We start from the raw sequence: 22,012 nt of genomic DNA, 5'->3' as shown, positions 1-22,012 counted from the left end.
AACCGGTGCATCTCATGCGCCGGAAGGGGGAGTTGAACCATGTTGTTCATCATCATCGGGGCGTCCGCCGCGGTGCTGCTGCTGGGCATCACACTCTTCAAACTCATGTGGCGGGTGGCCGAGCCCAACGAGGCGCTGATCATCTCGGGCTCCCGGCACAAGACCGAGGGGGTCGGTGACGGGCTGGGCTTCCGGATCGTCACCGGCCGGGGAACCTTCGTGACGCCGGGCCTGCAGGGCGTCCGCCGGCTGTCCCTGGACCTCAACGAGGCCGAGCTGGACGTCGAGTGCGTCACCACGCAGGGCATCCCGGTCCGGGTCAAGGGCGTGGTGATCTTCAAGATCGGCGACGACGACGTCTCCATCGCGAACGCCGCCCGGCGCTTCCTGGACCAGCAGAAGCTGATCAGCCAGCGCGTCCACAACGTCTTCGCCGGCCACCTGCGCTCGATCGTCGGCGGGCTCACCGTCGAGGACATGATCCGCGACCGCGAACGGCTCACCGGGGAGACCAGGGCCGCCTCGGGGCTGGAGATGGAGAAGCTCGGGCTGATCATCGACACCCTGCAGATCCAGGAGATCATCGACCCGACGGGCTACATCAAGAACCTCGCCATCCCGCATGCCGCCGCCGTCCAGCGGGACGCGCGGATCGCGCAGGCCGTGGCCGACCGGATGGCCACCGAGGCGGAGCAGGAGGCCGCCGCCCGCAAGGCCGAGGCGACGCGCGACAGCGCGATCCAGCAGTCCGCCTACCAGGCCGAGCGGGACACCGCCAACGCCCGCGCCCAGCAGGCCGGTCCGCTCGCCGAGGCGGCCTCGCGGCAGGAGGTGGTGGTCCAGGAGACCAGGGTCGCCGAGCTGGAGGCGCGCCGCAAGGAACAGCAGCTCCAGATCGACGTCCGCAAGCCGGCCGACGCCAAGGCCTACGAGACCCGTACCCGGGCCGAGGCCGACCGCGACGCCCGGATCTCCGCCGCGCAGGCGCAGGCCCGGGAGACCGAGCTGAAGGCGGCGGCCGAGGCCAGCCAGGTCCGGGTCGCGGCCGAGGCGGAGGCCGACGCCACCAAGCTGCGCGGGCTGGCGTCCGCCGAGGCGACCCTGGCCACCGGCCGGGCCGAGGCCGCGTCCGCCGAGGCCCGCGGTCTGGCCGACGCGGCGGCGGCCAAGGCGATCGGGCTCGCCAAGGCCGAGGGGATCAAGGCCAGGGCGGAGGCCCTGACGGAGAACCCGGACTCGGTGGTGGCCCAGGAGCTGGCGGAGAAGTGGCCGGACATCGTGCTGGCCGCCTCGGAGTCCTTCGCCAACGTCGAGCACATGGTGCTGCTCAACGGTGCGGACGGCGTGGGGGAGTTGTTCACCAAGGCGCTCACGATGGGCGGGACCGGCCTCGGCCTGGCCCGGCAGATCATCGGCACCATGAGCGGGCAGGAGGAGCCGGCCCCGGCCGCCCCGGCGGCCGCCGCGGTACCCGTCCAGCAGATCCCGGTGGAGGACTGAGCACGTCTCCCAGGTGCCCGCCCGCCGCGACGGCGGGCGGGCACCCGTGCGTCACCGATCTTTATCAGCCAACCCAGTGACTGAAACGATCCCTCCTGGCACCATAATGCTCACAACTGCTCCGCAGAGACTCCCCCAGCGCCTCACCGCAACGGGTGGCGCCCGCGTCGAGCAGCAATGGACATTCACAAACCGGGGGGAAGCACAAAGTGCGCCTTCGTCATGCCGTCGGCCTCAGCGCCGCCGTGGTCTCAGCAGTGGTCGGACTGCCGCTCCCGGCGGTCGCGGCCGAGCCCGCCGCCGTCGTGTACGTCGACAACAGCCCGTCCGTCGGCTGCGACGACCACGGCACCGGTACCGCCGCCAAGCCCTACTGCACCGTCCAGGCGGCGGCCGACGCCGCCCTGCCCGGGCAGACCGTCCAGATCGCGCCCAACACCGAGCAGCTCGGTGACCTCGTCATCACGCGCTCGGGCGAGATCGGCAAGCCGATCACCTTCCGCGGCAGCCCGTTCACCGGCATCAACGACTACACCCAGCCGTCGATCAGCCCGAAGTCGCGCAACCCGATCCGGCTCACCAACGTCCACGACGTCGTCGTCACCGGCCTCGGCCTGACGACGGTCGAGCTCTCCGGCTCGTCCCGGGTGGGCCTGACGCAGAACTGGTACGAGGAGCAGGGCGAGAGCGTCCGGCCCGCGGTCGCCGTCACCGGCCAGGCCGAGCAGATCACGGTCGAGCGGTCGGTCTTTTACCACAACCGCGGCCTCTCGATCGGTGCCGGAGCCCAGCACACCACCATCGCCGCCAACCAGTTCAGCATGTCGACCGATGTCGCGATCAACATCACCGACGCCCCCGACACCGTCGTCAACAACAACACGATCACCGGCGGCCTCACTCAGGGCCTCGCCCTGAAGGGCGCCTCCGCGGGCTCGGCGATCGTCAACAACATCGTGAACGGGTCCAGCGTGTCGGTCTCGGCGGCCTCCGCCACCGGCACCAGGCTCGACTACAACATCGTCCACCCGGTCCAGGGCCTGCCGGCCTACACCTGGGCCGACCGGGGCTACCCGTCGCCCGCCGAGCTGAACGCCGCAACCGGCCAGGGCGCGCACGACATCGACCACGCCATCACCTTCGAGAACGCGTTCCTGCCGCTCGCCGTCCCGACGCTGGACAGCAACGCCGCGATCGACTCCGCCGACCCGCTGCCGGTCCGCGGCTCCTTCACCGACCTGGTGGGCAACGCCCCCACCGACCACCCGCTGGTCGCCAACGGCGGCCCGAACAGCAGCTTCCGCGACCGCGGCTCCTACGAGGTCCAGGGCCTGCTGTCGGTCGAGCTCAAGGCCGCCGGCACCGTCCACCCGGCCCCCACCGGCCCGGGCCCGCTGACGGTCGACCTCACCGCCGAGGCCTTCAACCAGTGGGGCGGCGCGCTCACCTACACCTTCGACTTCGGGGACGGCAGCGCGCCGCTGACCACCCCGGAGAAGACCGTCCGGCACACCTACCTCAAGTCCGGCGGCTACACCCCGAACGTCGCCGTGATCGACGGCCGCGGAGGCCGGAAGTCCGACGCCGTCGACTTCCCGGTCAACGTCACCGCGGACAGCCAGCTGAACGTGTCACTGACCGGCCACGCCAACAGCCAGCGGGACCCGCTCGGCTTCCAGGTCGACGCCACCGGCACCACGTCGCCCTGGGCGATCACCAGCTACACGTTCGACTTCGGCGACGGCACCACGCCCACCACCAACAACGTCGGCAAGGCCGAGCACGCCTTCGCCGAGCCCGGCACGCACACCGTCAAGGTGACGGTGACCGACGACTCGGGCCAGACCCGCAGCGGCGACCTCCCCGTCACCGTCAACTACGACGCGGCCGGCTTCAAGGCGCTCTCCCCGACCCGGGTGCTCGACACCCGCTGGCCGGGCGCCCAGAACCACAAGCTCGGCCCCGGCGAGACGTGGAACCTCAACGTCCGCTACCCCAGCGCCACCGGCGGTGCGACCGTGGTGCCGCCCGGCGCCACCGCGGTCGTCCTCAACCTGACGGCGACCGAGGGCACCCAGAACAGCTTCCTGAGCGCCTACCCGACCGGCGGGGCGCGGCCGATCACCTCGAACGTCAACTTCGGCCCCAACCAGGACGTCGCCAACCTGGTGACCGTCCCGGTCGGCCCCGACGGCCAGGTGACCATCCGCAACAACGCCGGCACGGTGCACGTCGTCGGGGACGTCCTCGGCTACTACTCCCCGTTCACCGACCAGTGGTACCAGCCGGTCGCCCCGGCCCGGCTGCTGGACACCCGCACCACCGGCACGCCGCTCGGGCAGGACTCCTCCCGCCGGCTGAAGATCGCCGGCCAGGGCGGCGTCCCCGCCGACGCGACCTCGGTGGTCCTCAACATCACCTCCACCGAGTCCAGCGCCAAGAGCTTCTTCACCGCCTACCCGGCCGGGAGCGCGCTGCCCGTCAACGGCTCCAACCTCAACACGGTGCCCGGCCGGGACATCCCCAACCAGGTGGTCGTCCCGCTGGGCGGTGACGGGTCCATCGACATCTACAACCACGTCGGCACCGCCCACGCCGTCGTGGACGTCTTCGGCTACTACACGCCGAACGGCAAGGGCCGGTTCGTCCCCGTCGTCCCGACCCGTCTGCTGGACTCCCGTGACAACGGCGGCGCCAAGCTCGGCCCCGGCGGCACCCGCACCGTGAACGGCGTGCCGGCCGGCGCCATGGCCGCCGCGGTCAACCTGACGGCGACCGAGACCGAGGAGAAGACCCACCTCATCGCCTGGGCCACCGGCTCGCCCCGCCCCGACACCAGCAACCTGAACGCCAGCCCGAGCCTGGACGTGCCCAACCACGCCACCGTCCCGGTGGACGCGCAGGGCCGGTTCGACCTGTTCAACAACGCCGGCAACACCCACGTGGTCGCCGACCTCTTCGGCTACTACCAGGCCTGGTGACACCCGGGCACCCTCCGGGGTGACCCGTCCGTCCACGCAGTCCGTCCGCGCCCGCCCGAGTACCCGTACTCGGGCGGGCGCGGTGCTGTCCGCCGGAGCACGGCGGACACCGGTGGGCCGTTTCGTCCGCGTACGTCCTCAACCGCCCGACCGGACCGGACGGCACGTCAATCCCCGCTCCACCAAGGTGATCACCGTGCCGATAGCCTGCGCGTCAGCCTCGTCCGCCTCGTCCGTCCCGTCCGTCCCGCAGGGCGGCCGGGCGAAGCACCTGAACCGACCTGTCCGTGCCCGTTCCGGGGGAAACACCAGTGCGCCTTCGTCATTCCGTGGTGCTCGGCACCGCCATAGCCTCCGCCGCCGTCGGCCTTCCGTTCTCCGCGGCGGCCGCCGAACCGCCGGCCGTCCTGTACGTCGACAACACGCCGTCGAAGCCGTGCGACGACTCCGGCACCGGAAGCCAGGCGGTGCCGTTCTGCACCCCGCAGGCCGCCGTCGACGCCGCCCGGCCGGGTCAGACGGTCCAGCTGGCCGCCCGCACCTGGAAGGGCGAGCTGCGGATCACCCGCTCCGGCGAGCCCGGCCGGCCGATCGTGATCAACGGCTCCCCCCTCGCCCCCGACGGGCCGCACCAGCCGGTCCTGCGCAACACCGCCGGCCACGCGATCCGGCTCTCCGGCGCCCACGACGTGGTCGTCCGCGGCCTCGCGGTCCTCGACACCCCCGAGCCGGTTCTGATCGAGAACTCCAGCCGGGTCACCGTCGACCAGCTCTACCTGTTCCAGCGGCCGACCGGCTCCGCGGAGCCCCCGGTCGTGCCCGGCGCCGCCACGGTCAGGGTCACCGGCACCAGCGACTCCACCACGATCAGCCGCTCGGTGATCGGCTACGGGCGCGGAGTGGTCCTCGACGCCGGCACCCGGGGGACCACGGTCGTCGGCAACGACCTCAGCTCCAACACCGAGGGCGCGGTCAAGGCCACCGACGCCGTCGGCACCGTGGTCGTCAACAACACCATCACCCTGCCGATCGGCCCGGGTGTGCGGCTGGCAGGTGCCTCCACGGGCGCGACCGTCGAGAACAACGTGGTCATCCCGAACGCCGAGAACCCGGGCAACGGCCACGGCCTCATCGTCGTCGAGGTCGGCGCCGTCGCCGGGACGAAGGTGGACTACAACGTCGTCCACCCGACCGGCACCGACCCGGCCTACGTCTGGGCGGGGACGGCCCACCGCGGCCCCGCCGAACTGACCGCCGCCACCGGGCAGGGCTCGCACGACCTCGACTCTGACATCCGGTTCCGGGACGCCATGATCGGGGGCTACCACCGGCCGACCGCCACCGCCGACGCGCTGATCGACTCCGCCGACCCGGACGCACCCGGGGTGCTCGACTCCGACATGTGGGGCCGGGCCGTCGTGGACGCGCCCCACATCGCCAACTCCGGCCCGGGAGCGAGCGCCCGCGACCGCGGCGCGACCGAGATCCACGGCCTGGCCGGCGTCAACCCCGTGATCACCGGTACCGAAACGCCGTCCCCGCAGGGGCCCGTCCCGCTGACGGTCGAGATGTCCGCCGGGGCGTCCAACGGCTGGCCCACCGCGCTCACCTACACGTACGACTTCAAGGACGGCAGCGCCCCCCTGGTGACCACCGAGGCCACCGTCCGGCACACCTACACCGCGGCCGGCACCTTCAAGCCGACCGTGACGGCCGCCGACGGGACCGGCGACACGGTCAGCGGGGAGCCGTTCGAGCGGGTCGTCATCGCCTCCGCCCCCGGCCCGCTGAGCGCCCGGCTCACCGTGACCCCGTCCGCCGAGGAGCCACTCGGCTTCACCTTCACCGCGAGCGCCACCGGCCCGTACCGGATCACCGAGTACGGCATCCTGAGCTACGGCGACGGAGGAGGCGCCCAGTGGGGCCCCGGCAACACCTTCTCCCACACCTACTCCCGGCCCGGCGACTACGACGTGACGCTGGTGGCAAAGGACGAGAAGGGCAACTCCACCTCCTGGGTCCAGAAGGTCACCGCCGCGTACGCCCCGTCCGGCTTCACGGCCCTGCCGCCCGTGCGCGTCATGGACACCCGGACCCCCGGTACCCGCTACCGCCACGTCGAGGCGGGCGGCACGCTCTACCTCCAGGTCCGCAAGACCCAGGACGGCGCCGCGAGCGGCGTTCCGGCCGGAGCCACCGCCGTCGTGCTCAACCTGACGGCGACCGGCGCCTCCGGGCACGGATTCCTCAGCGCCGCCCCGTCCGGCAGCGGCACCTCCACCACCTCGAACGTCAACTTCGCGCCCGGCCAGGACGTCTCGAACCTGGTGACCGTCCCCGTCGGCCTGAACGGCGAGGTGTCCATCGGCGCACAGGGCGCCTCGCTGGACGTCGTCGCCGACATCCTCGGCTACTACCAGCCCTCCGCCGCCGACAGGTTCACCGCCCTGGCCCCGGCCCGGCTGCTCGACACCCGCGGTGCCGGCGGCCCGGTCGGCCAGGACGCCACCCGCCGCCTGAAGGTGGCCGGCAACGGCGGCGTGCCCGCCACGGCCCGCTCGGTGATCCTCAACGTGACGGCCACCGAGTCCACCGCCAACAGCTACGTCACCGTCCACCCGGCCGGCACCCCGCGCCCCGCCGCCGGCTCCAACCTCAACACCGTCCCCGGCCGGAACATCACCAACCAGGTGGTCGTCCCCCTCGGCACGGACGGCTCGATCGACATCTACAACCACAGCGGCAGCTCGCACGCGGTCGTGGACGTCGTCGGCTACTTCGGCCCCGAGGGCAAGGGGCTGTTCACGCCCGTCCTGCCGAGCCGGTTGCTGGACTCCCGCAGCGGCGCCCCGCTCGGCGCCGGCTCGGTGCGCACCGTCGTCGGCGTCCCCGCCGGTGCCACCGCCGCCGCCGTCAACCTGACCGCCACCGAGACCACCGAGGCCACCCACCTCACCGCCTGGGCCACCGGCACCGCCAAGCCCGGCACCAGCAACCTCAACGCCACCCCGGGCCTGGACGTGCCCAGCCACGGCACCATTCCGGTGGACGCCCAGGGCCGCTTCGACATCGCCAACAACGCCGGTTCCACCCACGTGGTCGCCGACCTCTTCGGCTACTACCGCAACCAGTAGCCCGGCCCCCGCACCGATCGAGTAGCCCGCCCGCGCCCACCTGAGTACCCGTACTCAGGTGGGCGCGGCGCCGTCCGCCGGAGCATGGGGGCATGCACCCAGCAGCCACCGCACGGATCGGCATCACCGCCGTCGGATCCCACCTGCCCGCCCGCCGCCTGACCTCCCAGCAGCTCCAGGACGAGGTCACCGCGGGCGGCCGGCTCCGCCTCCCGGAGCGGATGTTCGAGAAGGCGACCGGCATCGTCACCCGGCACTTCGCGGCCGACGGCGAGTACGCCTCCACCCTGGCGGTCGGCGCCGCCCGGCGCGCCCTGGACGCCCGCGGCCTGGACCCGTCCGACGTCGACCTGCTGCTGTACGCCTCCGCCACCCGGGACATCTGCGAGCCGGCCACCGCACACCTCGTCCAGGCCGAACTCGGCTCGCGAGCCCATGCGTTGGACGTCAGCAACGCCTGCAACAGCTTCCTCAACGGGATCGACCTGGCCCGCGCGATGATCCTGGCCGGCCGGGCCCGGCGCGCCCTGGTGGTCACAGGCGAAACGCCCAGCCGCGCGATGCGCCGCGACCCGGGCGGCCTGGCCGACTTCCGGGACGGCTTCGCCGGCTACACCTTCGGGGACGCCGGCGCAGCCGTGGTGGTCGAGGCCGTCGAGCGCGGCGGCATCCTCGACGTCGAGACCGAGACGGCCTCCGAGCACTGGGAGGCCGGCGGCATCCCCGGCGGCGGCTCGCGCCACCCGCGCGGCGACGAGTACAGCTACTTCCGGGGCGGCGGCAAGGAGTTGCGCGGCGTCTTCGAGAAGATCGGCGGCGCCATCCTGACCAGGGTGGCGGCCCGCACCGGCCTCGGCTGGGACGACTACGCCCGGGTGCTGGTGCACCAGGTCACCGTCCCCTACCTGGACCGGTTCGTGGAGCTGACCGGTGTGCCCGCGGAGAAGCTGGTGCTCACCGTCCCGGAACTGGGCAACATCGCCAGTGCCACCATCGGTGTCCAACTGGACCGAATACGGCCTGAGTTGAACCCGGGTGACAAGGTGCTGCTGATCGGCCTCGGCGGCGGGGTCAGCCTGATGACGATGGTCTGGGAGGCGTCGTGAACGCCCCGACCAAGCTCTGGGTGGTCGTCCCCGCCTACCAGGAGGAGGCCCGGATCGAGGGCACGCTCAACGCCCTCGCCGCCCAGCGGGACCGGGAGTTCACCCTGCTGGTGGCCGACAACGGCTCCACCGACCGCACCGTGGCGAAGGTCCGGGCCTTCGCCGAGCGGGCGCCGTTCCCGGTCGAGGTCCTGGTCGAGCCGGAGAAGGGGGTCGGCTCGGCGATCGACACCGGGTTCCGGCACGCCATCGCGCACGGCGCCACCCTGCTCGCCCGCACCGACGCCGACTGCCTGCCGGAACCCGGCTGGACGGCCGCCGCCCGCGCCGGGATGACCGAGTCCCGCGGCCTGGTCTGCGGCCGGGTCACCGCCCGCCGGGACGAGCACGGGCCGGCCGGGCGGGCGGTGTTCCTGGTCCTGGTGGCGCTCGGCGCCTTCTTCGGCCGGATCCGGCCCGCCCACCGCCGCCGGCACGGCTACCTCACCCCGTACCGGATGCACGCGGGCAACAACATGGCGATCACCGCCGAGCTGTACGAGGCGGTCGGCGGGATGCCGCGCCGCCCCTCGCCCACCGACCGGGCGTTCATCAACCGCGTGCGCCGGCACACCACCGCCATCGTCCACCGCCGCGACATGGTGGTGCAGAACTCCACCCGCCGGATCCGCGCGTACGGCGTGGCCGGCACCGCCCGCTGGTACCTGGAGCGGGGCCCCGGCGGGCGCTCCGCCGACGTCCGCTGAGCCCGCCCGCCGACCCGCCGACCGACCTCCCGCCGACCCGACCGCCGACCCGCCGACCGACCTCCCGCCGACCGACTTCCGCCGACCCCGCCCGCCGACCCCGCCCCGCTGAGGACACACCGTGCTCGACCGGCTCGCCCACGCCCTGCGCACCGTCCACCCCGACCGGCCCGCCGTGCTGCACCACACCCGCACCGGCGCCACCAGGGTCCGGATCCGCCGCGGCGACCTCGCCGACCTCGCCGACGTCTACGCCGCCGCCCTGCACGCCCGCGGCCTCACCGAAGGCGCCACCCTCGGCGTCGCCGTCCGCCCCGGCCCCCGGGCACTCGCCGTGATGCTCGCGGCGCACCGGCTCGGCCTGCGCACCGCCGTCCTCGACCCGACCGCCGGACCGGACGTGCTCGCCGCCCGCCTCGCCCTGGCCCGGCCCGACCTGGTGCTCGCCGACGCCGCCGCCCAGGCGGTGGCCGGCTGGGCCGGCCCGCTCGCCCGCCGCGCCGACCTCGCACTGCCCCGGCTGGCCGCGCTCGGCCCGGTCGCCACCCTCGGCCGCCGGCTGCCCGGCTGCGCGCCCCGGCTGCGCACCGACGCCGCCGCCGTACCCGCGCCCCGTACCGGCGGCCGCGACACCGACGCCGTGATCGTCTTCACCTCCGGCACCACCGCCCGCCCGCGCGCCGTCGTGCACACCCGGGACGGGCTGGCGGCCGGCCTGCGGACCGTCACCGAGCTCGTCGGGCCCCGCCCCGGCACCACCGTGCTCGGCGGCACCTTCTTCGTCCTCGTCCCGGCCCTGGCCGCCGGCGCCACCGTCGCCCTCCCGGCCCGGACGCCCGCCGCACTGGCCCGCCAACTCGCCCGGCTGGCACCGGCCCAGACCTACCTCACCCCGCCCCAGCTGCGCGCCGCCCTGCATTCCGGGGCCCGCTTCTCCGGCCGAGTCTGGACCGGCTCCGCGCCCGCCGACGCCGCCCTGCTGCGCCGGGTCAAGGAGGCCGGCGCCGAGCAGGCCTGGGGCGTGTACGCGCTCACCGAACTGTTCCCGGCCGCCGCCGTCGAGGAGGCCGCGAAGAGCGCCTTCAGCGGCCCCGGTGACCTGGTCGGCGCACCCCTGCCGGGCGTCCGCACCGGCCTCGCGCCCGACGGCGAGCTGCTGCTCACCGGCCCCGGCGCCCGCCACCGCTACCTCGGTGAGGACCCCGACCCCTGGGTCCGCACCGGCGACCGCGCCACCCTCACCCCGGACGGCCGGATCGTGCTCGCCGGGCGGCTCAAGGACATGGTGCTGCGCGGCGCCGAGAACATCTACCCCGGCCTGTACGAGCCCTCGCTGCACCTGCCCGGCGTCGAACTCGCCGTCCTGGTCGGTGTCCCGCGCACCGACGCGCCGGGCGACGAACGGCTGGTCGCCCTCGTCCAGCCGCGCCCCGGCACCGACCCGCACCGGCTGCGCACCGCCCTGCAGGGCCCCCTCGACCGGATGGGTGCCGCCCGGCCGGACGCGCTGCTGTTCGGCGCCGTCCCGCTGGCCGGCCGGTCCCGCAAGCCCGACCGGGCCGCCGCCTCCGCCCACTGCGCACGGGAGTTGACCACGTGACCAGCCCGCCGACCCGAGCCGTCCCCGCCCCGGCCGCCGCCTCCCGGGCCGCCCGCCGCCGCGACCGCCGGGTCTACCTGCACAGCCACCCCGTCCTGTTCGCGCTGCTCTGCGCCACCCGCCGCCGCCCGGTCGTCCGGCTCGGCCGCACCGTCCTGGTGCACGACACCGACGCCTACCGGGAGGTGCTCACCCGCGTCCCGCTCGACCGCACCGCGCCCGGCACCACCGGCGGGGCAGCCGCCGAACTCACCGACGGCGGGCTGCTGTTCGACCAGGAGGGCAGCGAACACCGGGCCGCCCGCCGCGAACTGGCCGGCGACCTCGGCGCCGGCGCGCTCGACCGGATCCGGCCGCACTGGCAGGCCGTCCTCGCCGACCGGGTCCCGGCCCTCGCCACCGGGCGGCTCGAACTCGTCGACCTCGCCCTGGAACTGGCCGGGGTGACGACCGCCGCGCTGACCGGCTCCGACGCCTGCCCGCGCGCCCTCGCCCGGGCCGCCGCCGAGACCGCCGCGGCGGCCGCCGCCGACCACCTGCCCGGCCCGCGCCGCCCCGGCCGCCGGACCGACGCGACCACGGCCGCAACCGGGCTGACCGCCCTGCTCCCCGACCCGCTCGACGCCATGCTCGCCGTCGCCGCCGTCAACACCACGGTGGCCGCCCTCCCCCGGGCCGTCGCCTGGTGCGCCGACGCCGCCCTCTGGCCGACGGTGGACGCCTCGACCGCGCCCCGGCTCGCCGCCGAACTGCTCCGGCTCACCGCCCCCTCGCCGCTGCTCCCCCGGGTGGCCGCCGCCGACGCCACCGTGGCCGGCCGCCCGGTCCGGGCCGGCGACCGGCTGGTCCTGGTCGCCCGGCACGCCGCCCGGGCCCACCGGACCACCCCCGCCCCCGGGCCGGCCGCCGCCCAGGCCGTCTTCGGCGCAGGCCCGCACGCCTGCCCCGGCGCCGGCCTGGCCCGCGCCCAGCTCGCCGACGTCCTGCTCGCCCTGGCCCCGTACCGGCCGGTGGTCACCCGTGCCCGCGTCGACCGCCGCGCCGCCCTGCCCGGCTACGCGGAACTCGCCGTCCGGTCGGGAGCCCGCCGATGCGGATAGCCGTCACCGGCGCCGGCGGCTTCTGCGGCTCGCACGTCGCCCTCGCCGCCGACGCGCTCGGCCTCGACGTGCACTGCTACGGCCGCTCCCCCGGCCCGGTCGGGCGGCACGTCCGCTGGGACGCCACCGAGGGGGCGCCGGACCTCACCGGCACCGACCTCGTGGTGCACTGCGCGGCGGCCGTCGCCGACCTGCCCCCTGGCTCCCCCGGCGAGGCCGGCCAGTACGCCGTCAACGTCACCGGCACCGAACGCCTGATGCGCGCCGCGGCCGGCCGCCCGGTCGTCTGGGTGAGCAGCGCCAGCGTCTACGACCCCCGGACGAGCCGCGAGGGCGTCACCGAGCGCCACCCCACCGAGGGCGGCCACCTCAACGCGTACGGGCGGACCAAGGCCGCCGGCGAACGGATCGCGCTGGCGGCGGGCGCCGTCGTGCTGCGCCCGCGCGCCGTCTACGGTCCGGGCGACCCGCACCTCGCCCCGCAGCTGCTGGCCCGCGCCCGGCGCGGCCTGCTGCTGCTCCCCGGCGGCGACGTCCGGATCAGCCTCACCGCCGTACAGAACCTCGCCGACGCGTGCCTGGCCGCGCTGGGCCTGACCGGCCGGGCCCCCTGGGCCCCGGGCGCGTACAACATCGCCGACGGCCGGTCCTACCGGCGGGACGACGCCGTCCGCCGGGTGCTGGCCGCCCACGGCGTCCGGGCGCGGATCGGCCACGTGCCCGTGCCGCTCGCCCGGCTGGCCGCCCGCACCGGGCGGTTCCCCGGGCTGACGCCCTACGCGGTCGACCAGCTCGCCAACAGCGTCACCCTCGACCTCACCCGGGCCCGCGCCCAGCAGTGGCAGCCGCGCTGGGACCTCGACACGGTGGCGCTCCACCCGCCGGCCCGGGCCGGCTCCCCGGCGGACGACTGACGCCCGCACCCCCGGCGAGGGGGTACGGGCGTCCGTGGGGCCGGTGGGTCAGCTCTTGGCGGCCTTCTTCACCAGGATCACCACCGCGGCGGCGATCCCGACCACCACCAGAAGCTTGAAGGCCAGGCTCAGCAGCGCGCCCACCACGCCGAAGACGAACCCGACGATGTTCCAGGCCAGGATCAGCACCAGCACCGGGACGACGATGTTGCGCACCCACGAGGGCAGCGACTTCCAGAACTCAGCCATGTCCGTTCCTTCTCTCCCCTCGGGCCGGCTGCCGTCCGGTGCCGCATCCCGCTTGCTTTCGATACTTCGATCGTACGGGGGCGCACGTGCCGGAACGAGAGCCAACGGCCCGGAGAGAACCCGGAGATCGCCCTGACCCGGCCCCCGGGGAAAACCCCCGGTAATTCCTTCGTCCCGCCTGCAACCCCGGCCGGGTCCAGACGTCCTGGGGATACAGGGGCATCCGGAACTACCGGTGCACCAGCATCACTTGGGGGGAACCAAGCATGCGTGTCCGTACTGCCACCGCCGTCGCCGCCCTCACGGCCCTGACCCTGACCGCACCGCTCCTGGCCATGTCACCGGCCGTCGCCGCGCCGGCCGTCGCACCGGCCGTCGCACCGGCGATGATCCCGACCGACACCACCCCGGCCGCCTTCGTGCCCACCGGGCTCAAGCGCGTCCTGGACACCCGCGACGCCCAGCGGACGCCGGACCTCCAGCGGCGTCCGCTCGGCCCCGGCGAGAACTACTCGGTGCCGCTCTCCGCCTGGGCGGACGAGGCTCCGCGCGAGCGCCCGGTCGTCCCCACCGACGCGACCGCCGTGATCGTCAACGTGACCGCCACCAACCCCGGCACCGCCGGCCACCTCACCGTCCGCCGGGACGCCGCCCAGCCGGGCGCGCCGCTGACCTCGACCCTCAACTTCAAGGCCGGCGAGACGGTCTCCAACATGATCAGCGTGGCGGTCGACGAGCGTGCGGTCGGCGCCTCGCCGCAGATCAGCGTGTACAACAGCGCCGGCAACACCGATGTCGTGGTCGACGTGGTGGGCTACTACCGGCAGGGTGCCGCGGACAAGTACGAGCCGGTCAGGCCGACCCGGCTGGCCGACACCCGCACCACCGGCGGGAAGGTCGGACAGGGCGGCGTCCTCTCGGTCGACGCCGCGCGCAAGGACCTCGGCGCCGGGGACGCCAAGGCGGTGCTGCTGAACGTCACCGCCGTCACGCCCGGCACCGACGGCCACGTCACCGCGTACCCGTCCGGCTCGGCCCGCCCGGCCGAGGGCTCCAACCTCAACTACGCGGCGGGGCGGACGGTCGCCAACCAGGTGGTCGTCCCGGTCGGCCGCGACGGCAAGGTCGACCTCGCCAACATCGGCGGCCCCACCGACGTGGTGGTCGACCTGATCGGCTTCTACAGCCCCTCGGGCCACGGCCTGTACAGCGCGCTCCGCGAGCAGGGCCGGCTGTTCGACACCCGGGGCCGCGGGGTCGGCCTCCTGCCGTACTCCGCCACGGCGGTGCCGGTGTCCGGCATCGGCTTCATGCCGCCGCACCCGTGGGTGGTCACCCTCAACGTGACCGCGACCGAGCCGACCGCCGCCGGCCACCTGGAGGCGAACGGGGTCGACTCCACCTCGACCGGCACGTCGAACCTCAACTGGACGCCGGGCCGGACGGTCGCCAACGGCGTCACCACCGAGACCGCCGCGGTCCAGGGTTCCGACGGCGCCGTGTGGTTGCGCAACAACGCGGGCTCCACCCACCTGCTCGTCGACGCCACCGGCTACTTCACCACCGGCTGACCGGTCCGGCACCGGTTCCGGCGGTCCGATCCCACGGGGGGACCGGACCGCCGGGCGCGGTCGGGCAAATGTTCGGTCAAGTCCCGCAACCTTTTCCCCACTTGGCGGTCTACCAGGACAGATACCTCCGGCCCGTGCCGGAGGCCACCGTCACACGGGGAGAACACATGCACGCAAGACCCGCCGCCCTCGCCGCGATCACCGCGCTGGTCCTCACCGGGCCCGCCGTCATCGCGGCCCCGGCCGCCGTGGCCGCCCCGGCCGCACCCGCCGCCGCCACGGCCGGCGACCTCACCACCCCGGGCGGCTTCACCGGGATGAGCCCGACCCGGGTCCTGGACACCCGGAACGCCATGTTCGTCCCGAACGGCCAGCAGCGGCCGCTCAACCCCGACGAGTACTACACGACCCCGCTCGTGACGTTCACCTCGCACATGCCGCCGACCACCCACACCGTGGTGCCCGCCGACACGACGGCGGTGGTGGTCAACGTGACGGCGACCAGCCCGACCGCCGACAGCTACCTCACGCTCAGCGCGGCCGGCCACCCCGGTACCGTCCCGGCCACCTCCAGCCTCAACTTCAAGGCCGGCAAGACGGTGTCCAACCTGGTCACCGTCGCGGTGCTCCCCGGCACCACTCCGGCGATCACCGTCTACAACCACGCCGGCACCACCGACGTCGTCCTCGACGTGGTCGGCTACTACCGGGCCGGCGCGACCGACAAGTACGCCCCGCTCACGCCCTCACGGCTGGTCGACAGCCGAAGCGACGGCGGCCGGCTCGGCCAGGACGGCGTCCGTTCGGTCCAGGTCGCCAGGCCCGAGCTCGGCACGGCCGACGCCCGCGCGGTGATCCTCAACGTCACCGCCACCGAGGGTACGGCGGAGAGCTTCCTGGCGGTCTACCCGACCGGCACGGAGCGGCCCTTCGTGGGCTCGAACGTCAACTTCGGTGCGGGGAAGACCGTTCCGAACCAGGTCGTGGTCCCGGTCGGCGCCGACGGGAAGATCGACGTCTACAACCACGTCGGCTCGGTGGACGTCGTCGTCGACCTCGTCGGCTACTACGGCCCCTCCGGCACCGGGCTGTTCAGCGCGCTCGGCACCCCGGTCCGGGCCTACGACACCCGGAGCTCGGCGGCCGTCGAGCCCGGCGGCACCCGTACCGTCCCGGTGGTCCAGGGCCAGGTCGTCGGCGCGGCCCTCAACGTGACCGCCACCGAGCCGACCACCGACGGCCACCTCACGGTGTACCCCGCCGCGGCGGCCCGGCCGGACACGTCCAACCTCAACTTCACCGCCGGACTGACCGTGGCCAACTCCGTCACCACCAGGACCGACGACGGACGCGTCTCGATCTACAACAACGACGGCTACACCCACGTGATCGCCGACCTCACCGGCGTCTTCGTCGCGGGCTGACGCACCGGGGCCGTTCCCCCCGTGCGGGCGCACGGGGGGAACGGCCCTCCGGTCAGACCGGCCAGGTCTCGCCGCGCCAGGCGGCGTCCCAGAACATCCACTCGTACCGCGAGGTGGTGGTGAAGTGCTCCACCACCCGGCGGCGTTCGGCCGGGGAGATCTCCTCGCCGAGCCGGTCGGTGAGCGCGAGCACCCGGCGCACCACGGACTGGAAGGCCTCGTCGCCGTAGGTGGCGATCCACTTGGCGTACAGGGGGTCGGGGGAGCCCTTGGCGAGCAGTTCGTCGCCCACCCGGGCGTAGATCCAGTAGCAGGGCAGCACCGCACCGACCGCCTCGGCGAAGGAGCCGCCGTAGACGGTGGCCAGCAGGTAGCTGGTGTACGCGCGGGTGGTGGGCAGCACCGGCTCGGCGGCGGCCTCCTCGGCGCTGCCGCCGAAGGCGGTCATGAAGTCGGCGTGCATGCCCTGCTCGGCCGCCAGCGCGCCGACCGCGTCGTCGGCGAAGGCCCGCACCTCCTCCTCGCCGGGCGCCTTGGCGGCGCAGACGGCGAGCGCGCGGGCGTAGTCGCGCAGGTAGTGCGAGTCCTGGACGACGAAGTGGCGGAACGCCTCGCGCGGCAGGGTGCCGTCGGTGAGGCCGCCGATGAAGGGGTGGTCGAGGATCTTGGCGTAGACCGGCTCGATCGCCGCCCAGAGTTCTTCCGTCAGGCTCAGGCTCATACCCCGACCCTAACCGGGCGGCCGCCGCCGGCCACGGCTCCGTTCAGTCCTCGGGCGGGGAGAACACCACCAGCACCCGCAGCTCCTCGGTGACGTGGTGGAACCGGTGCGGCACACCCGCCGGGACGTAGACCACCGTCCCGCGGGCCACCGTCGTGGTCTCGTCGCCGACGGTCAACTCGGCCCGTCCGCTGACCACCTGGTAGATCTCGTCCTGGGTGTGCGCGGTCTGCGGGTCGGTGTCGCCGGGGGAGAGCGCGTAGAGGCCGGCGGACATCCGCGGCTCGCGCAGGAAGCGCAGGTAGGCGCCGTCGTTGGCGGCGCGCTCGGCGTCCAGTTCGTCCAGCCGGAACAGCTTCATCGGGGCGCCTTCCTCCTCCGGGTCCGGGTCCTGGGGCATTCAACACCAAACTTGCTCGTCAGGAGCTTCCCCCGCCCCGACGGGCCTGCGACGCTGGCCCCATGAAGGGTTTCGTCATCAAGACACTTATCAACGCGGCCGCGATCTGGGTGGCCGCCTGGATCGTCGCCGGCATCACGCTGACCGGCGACGACTGGCAGCAGAAGAGCCTGACGGTGATCGCCGTGGCGCTGGTCTTCGGCGTCGTGAACTGGCTGATCAAGCCGGTGGTGAAGCTGTTCTCGCTGCCGCTGTTCATCCTCACCCTGGGGCTGATCACCTTCGTCATCAACGCCCTGATGCTCTGGCTGACCTCCTGGGCCTCGGACAAGCTCAACCTGGACTTCCACGTCGACGGGTTCTGGGCCGCGCTGTTCGGCGCGCTGATCATCAGCCTGGTCTCCTGGGGCCTCAACCTGGCGCTCGGCGACGACGACTGAGCCGCCGCGCCCCGCGGCGGCCCGAGCGAACGACCCCGGCGGAGGGGGCCCGCACCCGGTTCCCCACCGGGACGGGCCCCCTCCGAGCACCACCCGAACGGACGCACCCGGCCGCACCGGTGTTTCGGCCCCGGCCGCCTGCGGGAGACTCCCGCACAACGCTCCGGCCACGGAGGTCGCCATGCGCACCCCGCCCCGCCCCGTCGTCAAACGCACCGCGCGGGCGATCCTGCTGGAACTCGACCCGGACGACCCGCACGGTCCGGCCTCGATCGTGCTGATCAAACGCACCAGGCCCGGCTCCCCGCACCCGTACTGGATCACCCCGGGCGGCGGCGTCGAGCGCGGCGACCGCACCGTCGTCGACGCCCTGCACCGCGAGGTCGACGAGGAGCTCGGCGGCAAGGTGGTGGACGTCGTCCCCGCCTTCGTCGACACCGTCAGCCACACGCACCACGACGACGGCACCCTGCTCCACCCGCACGGGGTCAAGGTGCAGCACTTCTTCGCCTGCCGGCTCGCCTCGATGGACCTCGCACGGCGGCACGGGCCCGAGGTGGAGGAGCCCAACGGGGAGTACGAGGTGGTCCGGCTGCCCTTCACCCGGGAGGGCGTCACCTCGGTCAACGTCGTCCCGCCGAGTCTGCGCGCCTACCTGGCGGCCAACATCGAGGGCGTCCGGGCACTCCTGGCCCCGGACCTCGGCTGAGCCCCGCGCGGCCGGGCGGCACGCCCGTCGCCCGGCCCGGCGCCCGGCCCGGCGTTCAGCGCCGGCCGTCCAACGGGCCCGTCCAGCCGGCCGTTCAGTCGGCCGTTCAGCCCGCTGCGAGGTCCCCCACCAGGTCGTGCCGGATCCGCTCCGCCGCCACGCCGGCCCGCAGCAGCACGCCGACCCCGCGCCGGACCATCGCGGCCGGCCCGCTGAGGTACGCGTCCCGGCCGGTCCACGGCCCGAACCGGCCGACGACCTCCGGCAGTTCCCCGGTCAGTGCCCCGCCGCCCGAGGCCCCGTGGCCGGACAGCACCGGGCGCACCGAGAGCCACGGATGGCGCCCGGCCAGCGCGCGCAGGGCCTCCAGGTCGTACAACTCGGCGGCCTGCCGGGCACCGTAGAAGACCTCCACCGACCGTCCGGCCGCGCCGTACTCGGCCACCTCCTCGACCAGCGCGCGGATCGGCGCGATCCCAGTCCCTCCGCCCAGGCAGAGCAGGTCCGCGCCGGACGCGTGGTCGACCGTCATCGCGCCGGCCGCCGGGCCCAGCCGCAGCACGTCCCCGGGCGCGGCCCGGTGGACCAGCGCGTTGCTCACCCAGCCCGCCTGGACGGCCTTCACGTGGAAGGTCAGCAGGCCGTCCGGCCGGGGCGCGGTGGCGAAGGAGAAGTGCCGCCAGACCCGGGGCCACCAGGGCGTCTCCATGCTGGTGTACTGCCCGGCCCGGTAGGGGTACGCCTGGTCGGGCCGGACGGTGATCACCGCGACGTCCCCGGTGCGGCGCTCGTGCCCGACCACCTCGCCCTGCCACCAGGGCGGCGAGGTGCGGGCGGCGTCCTCGGCCGCCTCGATCATGATCGAGGAGACCAGCCGGTACACCCGGCGCCAGGCCAGCTCGGTGTCGGCGTCCCAGCGGCCGCCCGCGTACCGCGCCAGCGCCTGCACCAGGCACTCGCCCACCGGGCCGTAGTGGCCGGTCAGCGTGCCGTACCGGCGGTGTCCGCGGCCGAGCGCGCTCAGGTACGTCCGCAGGCCCTCCGGGTCCCCGGCGCTCCGGGCGGCCATCAGCAGCGCGCGGAAGAGGCGGTCGCGCTGGACGTCCATGGCGGCCGGGAAGAGCGCGCGGACCTCGGGGTGGTGCAGGAAGATCAGCGCGTAGAAGTGCGCGGTGGCCCGGTCGGCGACCGGCTCGACCACCGCCAGACTGGCCCGGATCAGCTCGATGTCCCGTGCGGTGGGCGGCTGTTCGGCGGCGGTGCGCAGGTCGGGCACGGGCGTGGCGGCCTGCGCAGGACGGGTGTCGTCGAGGGTCTGCAGCGCCCAGGCCCGGCTCCAGTTGTCGCCCGGTCCGGCCCAGTTGAGGCCGGGGGCGTGGGTGAACAGCGGCTCGATCACGGGGGTGGGCGGCCCGGCGGGCGTGGACGGCGCCGGAACGGCGGGCGGCTCGGCCGGCGGGTCGGGGATCGCCGCCCTCACCGAGGCCGCAAGCGGGGCCGGGGCGGCGACCGGGGCCGGGGCGGCCAGGCCGACGGGGGCGGGGAGCCCGGACGGCGGCGGGAGGTCCGGCGGGTCCAGCGGCATCGGCGGGAGCACCGTCACGGCGCCCGCCCCGGGAGCCGGCGCAGCCGCCGGCGCGGCGCCCCGGGCCCCGAGCGACGCGAGGTCCGCGGCCGCGGCCTCCGGCACGCCGTCCGGCGCGACGTCCGGCAGACGGCCCGGTGCAACGGCCTGCGGGGTGTCCTGTGCGGGGCCCTGCGCGATGCCCCCTGCGACGCCCGGCGTGGTTTCCGACGCGGGGCCCGGCATCCCGGGGACGGCCGCGACGCCCGCCGAGCCGTGCCCGCTACGGACCAGAAGTGTTCTGCGGGACTTCACCGCAGCGTTTCGAGTACCCAAGAGAATCGTTTCGCCTCCGGCCGGCCTGCGCCACCACCTGGCTTGTCTCCACTGACGCCTAGGCAGCGTGGCACGCCCGAAGTACTCATCCGACAAATCGCGTGAAGCCCGTACACCCGCCCTCCGCACGCGCTACTCTCGCTCGATCTGCGGTCGCCTTGCGTGGCGTCACGGCCACGCAAGGCGATCATCCGCAGGTCACAGCTGGCGCAACAGCATCCCCGGCTGCTCGACGCAGTCCGCCACGAAGCGCAGGAAGCCGCCCGCCGTGCCGCCGTCGCAGACCCGGTGGTCGAAGGTGAACGACAGCTGGGTCACCTCGCGCACCGCCAACTCGCCCTGGTGGACCCAGGGCTTGCCGACGATCCGGCCGACCCCGAGCATCGCCGCCTCGGGGTGGTTGAGGATCGGGGTCGAGCCGTCCACACCGAACACCCCGTAGTTGTTCAACGTGAACGTCCCGCCGGTGAGTTCGGCCGGCGTCAGCGATCCCACCCGGGCCGCCTCGGTCAACCGGCCCAGCTCCGCGCCGAGTTGCTCGGTGGAGAGCAGCTGGGCATCCCGCACCACCGGGACGACGAGACCGCGTTCACCCTGCGCCGCGAAGCCCAGGTGCACCGCGGAGTGCCGCAGGATGCCGGAACCGTCTTCCGTCACACTGGAGTTGAGCTCGGGGAAGCGCGCCAGCGCGACCGTGCAGATCCGCGCGAGCAGCGCCAGCACGCTCACCTTCGGCCCCGGGGTGGCATTCAACTGCCGTCGCAGCGCCATCAGTTCGGTGGCATCGGCGTCCACCCAGCAGGTCGCCGCCGGGATCTCCCGGTGGCTGCGGGTGAGCTTCTCGGCCACCGCCCGGCGCAGCCCGCGCAGCGGGACGACGCCCTCCACGGCGGCCGCCGGTGCCGGTGCGGCCGGGGCGGCGGGCACGGCCCGCGCCGCGACCGCCCGTTCGACGTCCGCACGCAGGATCAGCCCGTCCGGGCCGCTGCCGGTGACCGACAGCAGGTCGATCCCCTGCTCCCGGGCCGCCCGCCGCACCAGCGGCGAGATCACCGGCACGACCACCGGAGCCGCCGGAACCACGGGAGCCGCAGGTGCCACCGGGGCAGCTGGGGCAGCCAGGGCAGCGGCAACGGCGGAACCGGCCGGAACCCCCACCCGCCGCCGGCGGCCGCCCCGGTCCGGCTCCGCGACGCCGTACCCGACCAGCGGCCGCTCCACCTCACCGGCGAGCGTCGCCGCGACGAGCGGCTGCTCGCCCTCCCCGGGCGCCACCGCGACGGTCACCAGCGGCGCGCCGACCGCCACCTCCTCGCCCGGCTCGCCGTACCGGGCGGTGACCACCCCGCCGTACGGGCAGGGCACCTCGACCACGGCCTTGGCGGTCTCCACCTCCACCACCGGCTGGTCGACCGCGATCACGTCACCGACCTCGACCATCCAGCGGACCACCTCCGCCCCGGTGAGGCCCTCACCGAGGTCGGGCAGGGTGAACTCGCGCACGACGGGCATCATCC

Annotated in this window: 17 protein-coding genes; 12 read left to right on the top strand and 5 right to left on the bottom strand. The window is 74.4% G+C overall.

Annotation, left to right across the window (positions count from 1 at the left end; translation table 11 throughout):
* The first annotated feature begins 39 nt into the window (after nt 1-39).
* The 8 genes from ACFC1F_RS02680 (at nt 40) to ACFC1F_RS02645 (ending at nt 13,081) form a co-directional block, all read left to right on the top strand.
* Nucleotides 40-1,500, top strand: a complete 1,461-nt coding sequence (locus ACFC1F_RS02680; protein WP_209415524.1) for a flotillin family protein — start codon at nt 40-42, stop codon at nt 1,498-1,500.
* A 209-nt stretch (nt 1,501-1,709) separates the two neighbouring features.
* The gene (locus ACFC1F_RS02675) at nt 1,710-4,481 is read left to right on the top strand and encodes a PKD domain-containing protein (RefSeq protein ID WP_376155136.1); all 2,772 of its coding nucleotides are present in this window, start codon (nt 1,710-1,712) and stop codon (nt 4,479-4,481) included.
* Between the two features lie 311 nt (nt 4,482-4,792).
* The gene (locus ACFC1F_RS02670; RefSeq protein ID WP_376155134.1) at nt 4,793-7,615 is read left to right on the top strand and encodes a PKD domain-containing protein; all 2,823 of its coding nucleotides are present in this window, start codon (nt 4,793-4,795) and stop codon (nt 7,613-7,615) included.
* 92 nt (nt 7,616-7,707) lie between these two features.
* The gene (locus ACFC1F_RS02665; protein ID WP_209415521.1) at nt 7,708-8,721 is read left to right on the top strand and encodes a 3-oxoacyl-ACP synthase III family protein; all 1,014 of its coding nucleotides are present in this window, start codon (nt 7,708-7,710) and stop codon (nt 8,719-8,721) included.
* Nucleotides 8,718-9,467 carry a glycosyltransferase family 2 protein gene (locus ACFC1F_RS02660; protein ID WP_376155133.1) on the top strand — a complete coding sequence of 250 codons (750 nt, stop codon included), beginning with the start codon at nt 8,718-8,720 and terminating at the stop codon, nt 9,465-9,467. The genes ACFC1F_RS02665 and ACFC1F_RS02660 overlap by 4 nt, the downstream gene beginning before the upstream one ends.
* A 121-nt stretch (nt 9,468-9,588) precedes the next feature.
* Nucleotides 9,589-11,067 (top strand): class I adenylate-forming enzyme family protein, encoded by a 1,479-nt coding sequence (locus ACFC1F_RS02655; RefSeq protein ID WP_376155131.1) that lies wholly within the window; start codon nt 9,589-9,591, stop codon nt 11,065-11,067.
* Nucleotides 11,064-12,167, top strand: a complete 1,104-nt coding sequence (locus ACFC1F_RS02650) for a cytochrome P450 (protein WP_376155129.1) — start codon at nt 11,064-11,066, stop codon at nt 12,165-12,167. The genes ACFC1F_RS02655 and ACFC1F_RS02650 overlap by 4 nt, the downstream gene beginning before the upstream one ends.
* Nucleotides 12,158-13,081 carry an NAD(P)-dependent oxidoreductase gene (locus tag ACFC1F_RS02645; RefSeq protein ID WP_209415518.1) on the top strand — a complete coding sequence of 308 codons (924 nt, stop codon included), beginning with the start codon at nt 12,158-12,160 and terminating at the stop codon, nt 13,079-13,081. Before ACFC1F_RS02650 ends, ACFC1F_RS02645 begins: the two co-directional genes overlap by 10 nt.
* Before the next feature lie 48 nt (nt 13,082-13,129).
* Here the strand turns inward: ACFC1F_RS02645 and ACFC1F_RS02640 are convergent, their stop codons facing one another.
* Nucleotides 13,130-13,330, bottom strand: coding sequence for a DUF5326 family protein (locus ACFC1F_RS02640; protein ID WP_209415517.1), 201 nt, complete (start codon nt 13,328-13,330; stop codon nt 13,130-13,132).
* 266 nt (nt 13,331-13,596) lie between these two features.
* On the opposite strand from ACFC1F_RS02640, the gene ACFC1F_RS02635 reads away from it, so the two are divergent.
* Nucleotides 13,597-14,901 carry a hypothetical protein gene (locus ACFC1F_RS02635; protein ID WP_376155127.1) on the top strand — a complete coding sequence of 435 codons (1,305 nt, stop codon included), beginning with the start codon at nt 13,597-13,599 and terminating at the stop codon, nt 14,899-14,901.
* A 167-nt stretch (nt 14,902-15,068) separates the two neighbouring features.
* Entirely contained in the window at nt 15,069-16,325 is a 1,257-nt protein-coding gene (locus ACFC1F_RS02630; protein ID WP_376155125.1) for a hypothetical protein, read from the top strand.
* 52 nt (nt 16,326-16,377) lie between these two features.
* Here ACFC1F_RS02630 and tenA read toward each other — a convergent pair whose 3' ends face one another.
* Nucleotides 16,378-17,046: a thiaminase II gene (gene tenA / locus ACFC1F_RS02625; RefSeq protein ID WP_245205697.1), complete on the bottom strand. Its 669-nt coding sequence runs from the start codon at nt 17,044-17,046 to the stop codon at nt 16,378-16,380.
* Nucleotides 17,047-17,089: 43 nt separating this feature from the next.
* On the bottom strand, nt 17,090-17,407 hold the full coding sequence (locus ACFC1F_RS02620) for a cupin domain-containing protein (RefSeq protein WP_209415582.1): 318 nt from the start codon (nt 17,405-17,407) through the stop codon (nt 17,090-17,092).
* A gap of 101 nt (nt 17,408-17,508) precedes the next feature.
* Here ACFC1F_RS02620 and ACFC1F_RS02615 point away from each other — a divergent pair, with 101 nt between their 5' ends.
* Entirely contained in the window at nt 17,509-17,886 is a 378-nt protein-coding gene (locus ACFC1F_RS02615; RefSeq protein WP_209415514.1) for a phage holin family protein, read from the top strand.
* Between the two features lie 181 nt (nt 17,887-18,067).
* The gene (locus tag ACFC1F_RS02610) at nt 18,068-18,595 is read left to right on the top strand and encodes an NUDIX domain-containing protein (RefSeq protein WP_148643784.1); all 528 of its coding nucleotides are present in this window, start codon (nt 18,068-18,070) and stop codon (nt 18,593-18,595) included.
* A gap of 106 nt (nt 18,596-18,701) precedes the next feature.
* Here the strand turns inward: ACFC1F_RS02610 and ACFC1F_RS02605 are convergent, their stop codons facing one another.
* Together ACFC1F_RS02605 and ACFC1F_RS02600 are read right to left on the bottom strand one after the other, a co-directional pair.
* Nucleotides 18,702-20,474, bottom strand: a complete 1,773-nt coding sequence (locus ACFC1F_RS02605) for a globin domain-containing protein (RefSeq protein ID WP_376155122.1) — start codon at nt 20,472-20,474, stop codon at nt 18,702-18,704.
* 219 nt (nt 20,475-20,693) lie between these two features.
* Nucleotides 20,694-22,007, bottom strand: a complete 1,314-nt coding sequence (locus tag ACFC1F_RS02600) for a dihydrolipoamide acetyltransferase family protein (RefSeq protein ID WP_376155225.1) — start codon at nt 22,005-22,007, stop codon at nt 20,694-20,696.
* Between the last annotated feature and the right edge of the window lie 5 nt (nt 22,008-22,012).

This window comes from Kitasatospora sp. NPDC056181 (assembly GCF_042266225.1).
Lineage (GTDB): Bacteria > Actinomycetota > Actinomycetes > Streptomycetales > Streptomycetaceae > Kitasatospora.
This window is presented reverse-complemented; position numbering and strand designations above follow the sequence as displayed.